A 4,861-nucleotide genomic window follows, 5' to 3' on the forward strand; every position below is an offset into this window, starting at 1 on the left:
CGATGTCACCTCGAAGAAGATACTTCGAGGTGACATCGGTGGATATGAATTTTCTTGCGCTCGCCATTGACAAAGATTTCCAGCCATCCGCGAATACCGATGGGAGTATCGCCATATTGGGAAATCTGATAGCCCTTGGGCAGGTCGGGGTAGAAATAATTCTTACGGTGCCAGATGCTCAGGGGTGATATATCGCAGTTGAGCGCAAGAGCTGTACGGGCAACATGTTCGACTGCCGCTAAGTTCATCACCGGCAATGCGCCGGGAAGTCCCAAACATACTGGGCAGCAGCGAGTATTAGGCTCGCCCGCGAACTCAACAGGACATCCGCAGAACATCTTACTCTTCGTTAACAACTCTGCGTGAACTTCCATCCCAATACTGGGAATGTATCTTGCCATACAAATCACCTCGATTACTATCGGCTGGGCCTTTATAGTTATACCAGGTAGGCGGCATAGGAGGAATCCTAAGCTCGGGTGTGGTATTCTCACTTCTGATATGGAAAAAATACTAAAAATATTATCAGGTTTTATTATATCAATCACGATAGCCCTGGGTTACCCAGGGGTTATTCTTTTAATGGCTATTGAAAGTGCATGCATTCCCCTTCCAAGTGAGATAATCATGCCTTTTGCAGGAGCATTGTGCTCAGTTACTGTCGCAAGAGAGTATGGGATAAATCCCCTCAATTTACATGGAGTAGCCTTTTGTGGCGCTTTGGGGTGTGCATTAGGCTCTGCGTTTGCATACTGGGTTGGCAGAATAAAAGGGCGGGCGTTTTTTGATAAATACGGTAAATATCTTCTAATAAGAAAAAGTGATTTGGATCGTGCGGACAAATGGTTTGCGCGGTGGGGCGCTCCTGCTACATTTTTTAGCCGACTGCTCCCTATAGTTAGAACATTTATTTCACTTCCAGCAGGCATTTCTCATATGCCCTTTTGGCCTTTTTTCTGGTTAGCTTTGTTTGGTTCCTGGCCATGGTGTTATCTGTTAGCTTTTTTAGGTATGAAGATGGGGGACAATTGGTCAACATTACGTTCTCGTCTTCATGGATTTGACATGGCAATAGCTGTTTTATTAGTCTTAGGCTTTCTTTTCTGGCTCTACCATCACCTAAAGCCGGAAAAAGAAGTCGAGGAGAAGTAAGAGGAAAGAAGCAAGAAGCAAGAAGCAAGAAGTGAGAGGCAAGAGGCAAGAGGCAAGAGGCAAGAGGCAAGAGGCAAGATCCGGAATAACCCAAATACCCCAACGGGGTGTTCAGTTGGAGCTGAAGGTGTGGAATCTGTCTGGAAGGTTTTGGATGAGGTTGCTTCGGCACAAACATCCTCGCATTGACACGGTAAGGGAAGGCTTCGGCAGGGCTTTGCTCTGCTACTAATGCATCGTGAAATAAGAAATACGCATAACGCAATACAAATAAGGATGTGAACTATGGAAATACGAATGATTGAGATTGAGAAGATTGTGGAGGATTCTGAGCAGCCTCGGCGGGAGATGGATAACGAGGCGCTTGATGGATTGGCGGAAAGTATTCGTCAGTACGGGATACTTCAGCCGATTACCGTCCGGTCTTTGAATAATGTGAACATGTATCAGATCGTCACTGGAGAACGCCGATGGCGGGCGGCTCAGTTGATTGGGATGGAAAAGATCCCCTGCATCATCAAAAGCGTTGCCGAAGGGGATGAGATATTAACTGAACAGATTATCGAAAACCTTCAGCGCGAAGACCTTCAACCGCTTGATAAAGCGAAAGCTCTCAACACTATTAAACATCACCTTATGATTACCAACAAAGACTTGGCAGAACGGCTTGGGCTTAGCGAGAGGGCGGTTGGTAACCTGTTGGCGATTATGAACTTGCCGAGTGATATTGGCGAAAAAATCATTTCCAGCCCAAATAGGCCGTCCGATGGTCGATTGACCGAAAAGCATGCGCGTCACCTTCGACAGTTGAATGACGATCCCGACATGCAGTCAAAAGTTGTAAGCGCAATCGAACGTGATGGACTGACAGGGGATGAAGCGGGTCGGTTAGTGAGCCGTATCAAAAGCGCTCCTGATAAGGCTGGCGAATTTTTATCCGAAGAAGGTACGCGAGCCTTCGTGATGATGCCGGAAGAGAAGTTTAGCGGGCCGGCTGTGAAAGTGGTTGATGTATCACGCTATCTTCAAGGTTTGGAGCTTACAAGACTAAGCGGCAAGCAACTTGAAGCGCTTACACATACGATGACTGAGTTGAAAGCGACGTTGGACATCCTGCTGTCGGAGATCCGAGAAGCCAGCGTATCGAAAAGTAGTGTTTAGGGTCGGAAGTTCAAATTAAAAAAGAGGGTGGCAGTGAAAGGAGAGCAAAGCCTGCCACCCCCAAGGAAGGAAGGTGAACTCGATCCAATTTTTATTATGGCACAAACCAGCGTTGTCATTAGCCCTACGGAAAAATGTGTGTGCCTCACAAATTATATTCAAAATTGCTTATGAGACCAAGTTTTTACTTCTGCATATAAGACGTCTAAATAACTGAAAAAGTTCCGTCCATTTTTAGCTTCGATATTTCTTTTCAACCTCAAGATTTCGCATGTATAAGTAACTACGAAAGGGGTAGGTATTTAGTGCCCCTAAGTAATATTTTATTATAAAAGTTTTTGAAATAATTAAAAAAAGCGGTGATCTTTAGATCATCGCTTTTAGATGTATTAAAATACGCTCGGAGGGACTCGAACCCACGACCTACAGGTCCGCAACCTGTCGCTCTATCCACTGAGCTACGAGCGCACGCAACACTCATTATTCTACCTGTCCCTCGGATCAAAGTCAAGCCAAACCTAACTCTTCTGAACGGTTGACCTTTTAGATCCCTGGCGGCATCCCAATTGAGATGAAATAATTTGCATGGGAAGGTAGATATGTTTGATAAGTGGATACCTCTTAGCGGGCAGAGGGAATTTCTGAACGCGATTGCGCCGGTCAAGGTGCTTGCATGTGGCCGTCGATGGGGTAAGTCGGAAGTGGCTGCGCGAGATGTTTATATGAGCGCAATAACCGGCTTAGGGAAAAGGCAAATTATTCTTGCGCCTTCTTATGATCAATCGCGGCTTATCTTCGATAGAGTTGCCAGGATGCTTTCTGAGGAATCGAGTTGGCAAGCCGCAATCTGTTATCAGCCCTATCCGCGCATTGATATTGGCGGTGGGTTTGTTGCTGCGCGTTCGGCGGCGCGTGATGGGATGTTTTTACGTGGTCATGGCGCTGATCGAGTGGTCATCGATGAGGCAGCTTATGTGCCGGAAGCGATTATCTTTGAGGTCGTCATGCCAATGTTGGCTGATAGCAAAGGTCAGCTAGTGATGGTCAGCACCCCTTGTGGGAAAAACCACTTCTATCGAACTTATCTTCGAGGGCAGCAGCCTAATTCAGGAGTATGGAGTCATGCGGCTACTACGGGTGAGCATGATATTGTCTCACGCGAGTTTTTGGAATCGCAACGGTCGCTGCTTACCGATCGCCAGTTTAGAACTGAGTATAACGCAGAATTTCTTGAGAACGCCGCTTCGGTATTTGAAACTGAATGGCTCGATAAAGCCGTTATGGTGCGTTTTGACGAGGAACTCGAAGGGGAACCTTGTGTGCTGGGGGTAGATTGGGCGCGATATCATGATTATACGGCTGTAATCGCGCTTCAAGGATCGCAGCAAGCATGCCGCGTGCTAAGCATTGACCGCTTCAATGGCCTTTCCTGGGCGGAACAAGTTGAACGAGTGGCGGACAGGGCGCGTCTTACTCAAGTTGGTTCAGTCCTATGCGACCGCACCTCAATAGGAGATCCGCTTTTGGAGCAATTACAAAGTCGGCTATCGTATGTGCAGGTTGAAGGAGTGACTTTTACTTCTGATAGTAAGCGTCGGCTTATTGATCGTTTAGTATTGATGCTTCAACATAACCGTCTGCAGTTGCTGCCGGACATGGACCTCTTGCGTGAACTGCATCATTTTGAAGCGGAGATAGGGCCTACTGGCGGGGTTAAATTAAACGCAGCATATGGCTATCATGATGATATGGTGATTGCGTTGGCATTGGCAGTTGCAGCTCTTCCCGAGACGCTTGAGCCTCCGCGCATTCGGGTTAGTAATGCGCATAGATAGGGTTGAAAAAAAGAAAGGCAGCTCATCCTTGAGCTGCCTTGTTAGATAGGTTGTTAAAGTGTATGTCCTGGTACAGTTGTATTGCAGGTCGGGTTGGTTCCTACGGCACCATAAGTATACGTGCCGCCTGACGGGCAAGCCGGAGTACCGGATTTAATAAAGGCGTCAACCGCGGCCTGAACTATAGCATCACCAGTGGTCTTGCTGTTGTCCATCGCCCACTGCTCCTTGGCAGAATCAATCTGTTTGAGGTTGGCGATACAAGACTTCTTGCGTGAAGTCTCGCGAGCGCTTACAAAGTTCGGGACAGCAATTGCAAGCAAGATACCAATGATCAGTACGACGATCATAATTTCAATCAGGGTGAACCCTGTCATGCGTCGGTTCTTCAGAGATCTCTTCATATACGTGAATTCCTCCATATTTGACTGTGATGTATCAACGACAGACCGCCGCCTGTTGGGCTCGCTGTAACATCATCAAAGTGTTTGTTCCACATCCCCTATAATCCCAAAGCTGTTAAAGTTACTTGTTTTTGATTAACTTGTTTGTTGAGAGAAAGTTAAAAGGCAACCATCTCTAATAGCTTACTACCCCCTACCCCCCCCAATATCCGCCTCCCTGCGAAGGCCATATCGAAGGGTTCCGGAGGCGAGCCGGCGAATAAATTCGCGGCTGTTGAGAGCAAAGTCCGCCTACGCGGACTATCCGGA

The 4,861-nt window shown here is 47.2% G+C and carries 4 protein-coding genes, 1 tRNA gene and 1 pseudogene; 3 read left to right on the top strand and 3 right to left on the bottom strand.

Annotated features, from left to right (window positions below; all coding sequences use genetic code 11):
* Window positions 1–23 precede the first annotated feature (23 nt).
* Window positions 24–401 (bottom strand): annotated as a pseudogene (locus WCO51_09625) (Asp-tRNA(Asn)/Glu-tRNA(Gln) amidotransferase GatCAB subunit B).
* A gap of 181 nt (window positions 402–582) precedes the next feature.
* Between WCO51_09625 and WCO51_09630 the strand changes: the two are divergent.
* Together WCO51_09630 and WCO51_09635 are read left to right on the top strand one after the other, a co-directional pair.
* A complete protein-coding gene (locus tag WCO51_09630) occupies window positions 583–1,152 on the top strand; it encodes a DedA family protein (GenBank protein ID MEI6513518.1) in 570 nt (189 codons plus the stop codon).
* A gap of 285 nt (window positions 1,153–1,437) precedes the next feature.
* Window positions 1,438–2,313 (top strand): ParB/RepB/Spo0J family partition protein, encoded by an 876-nt coding sequence (locus tag WCO51_09635; protein MEI6513519.1) that lies wholly within the window; start codon window positions 1,438–1,440, stop codon window positions 2,311–2,313.
* Window positions 2,314–2,708: 395 nt separating this feature from the next.
* On the opposite strand, the gene WCO51_09640 is transcribed toward WCO51_09635, so the two are convergent.
* Window positions 2,709–2,781 (bottom strand) — tRNA-Arg (locus tag WCO51_09640).
* Window positions 2,782–2,912: 131 nt separating this feature from the next.
* On the opposite strand from WCO51_09640, the gene WCO51_09645 reads away from it, so the two are divergent.
* Window positions 2,913–4,148: a terminase family protein gene (locus WCO51_09645; protein ID MEI6513520.1), complete on the top strand. Its 1,236-nt coding sequence runs from the start codon at window positions 2,913–2,915 to the stop codon at window positions 4,146–4,148.
* A gap of 53 nt (window positions 4,149–4,201) precedes the next feature.
* Here WCO51_09645 and WCO51_09650 read toward each other — a convergent pair whose 3' ends face one another.
* Window positions 4,202–4,552, bottom strand: coding sequence for a prepilin-type N-terminal cleavage/methylation domain-containing protein (locus tag WCO51_09650; GenBank protein ID MEI6513521.1), 351 nt, complete (start codon window positions 4,550–4,552; stop codon window positions 4,202–4,204).
* Window positions 4,553–4,861 lie beyond the last annotated feature (309 nt).

The organism is bacterium, assembly GCA_037131655.1.
In the GTDB taxonomy this organism is placed as follows: domain Bacteria; phylum Armatimonadota; class Fimbriimonadia; order Fimbriimonadales; family JBAXQP01; genus JBAXQP01.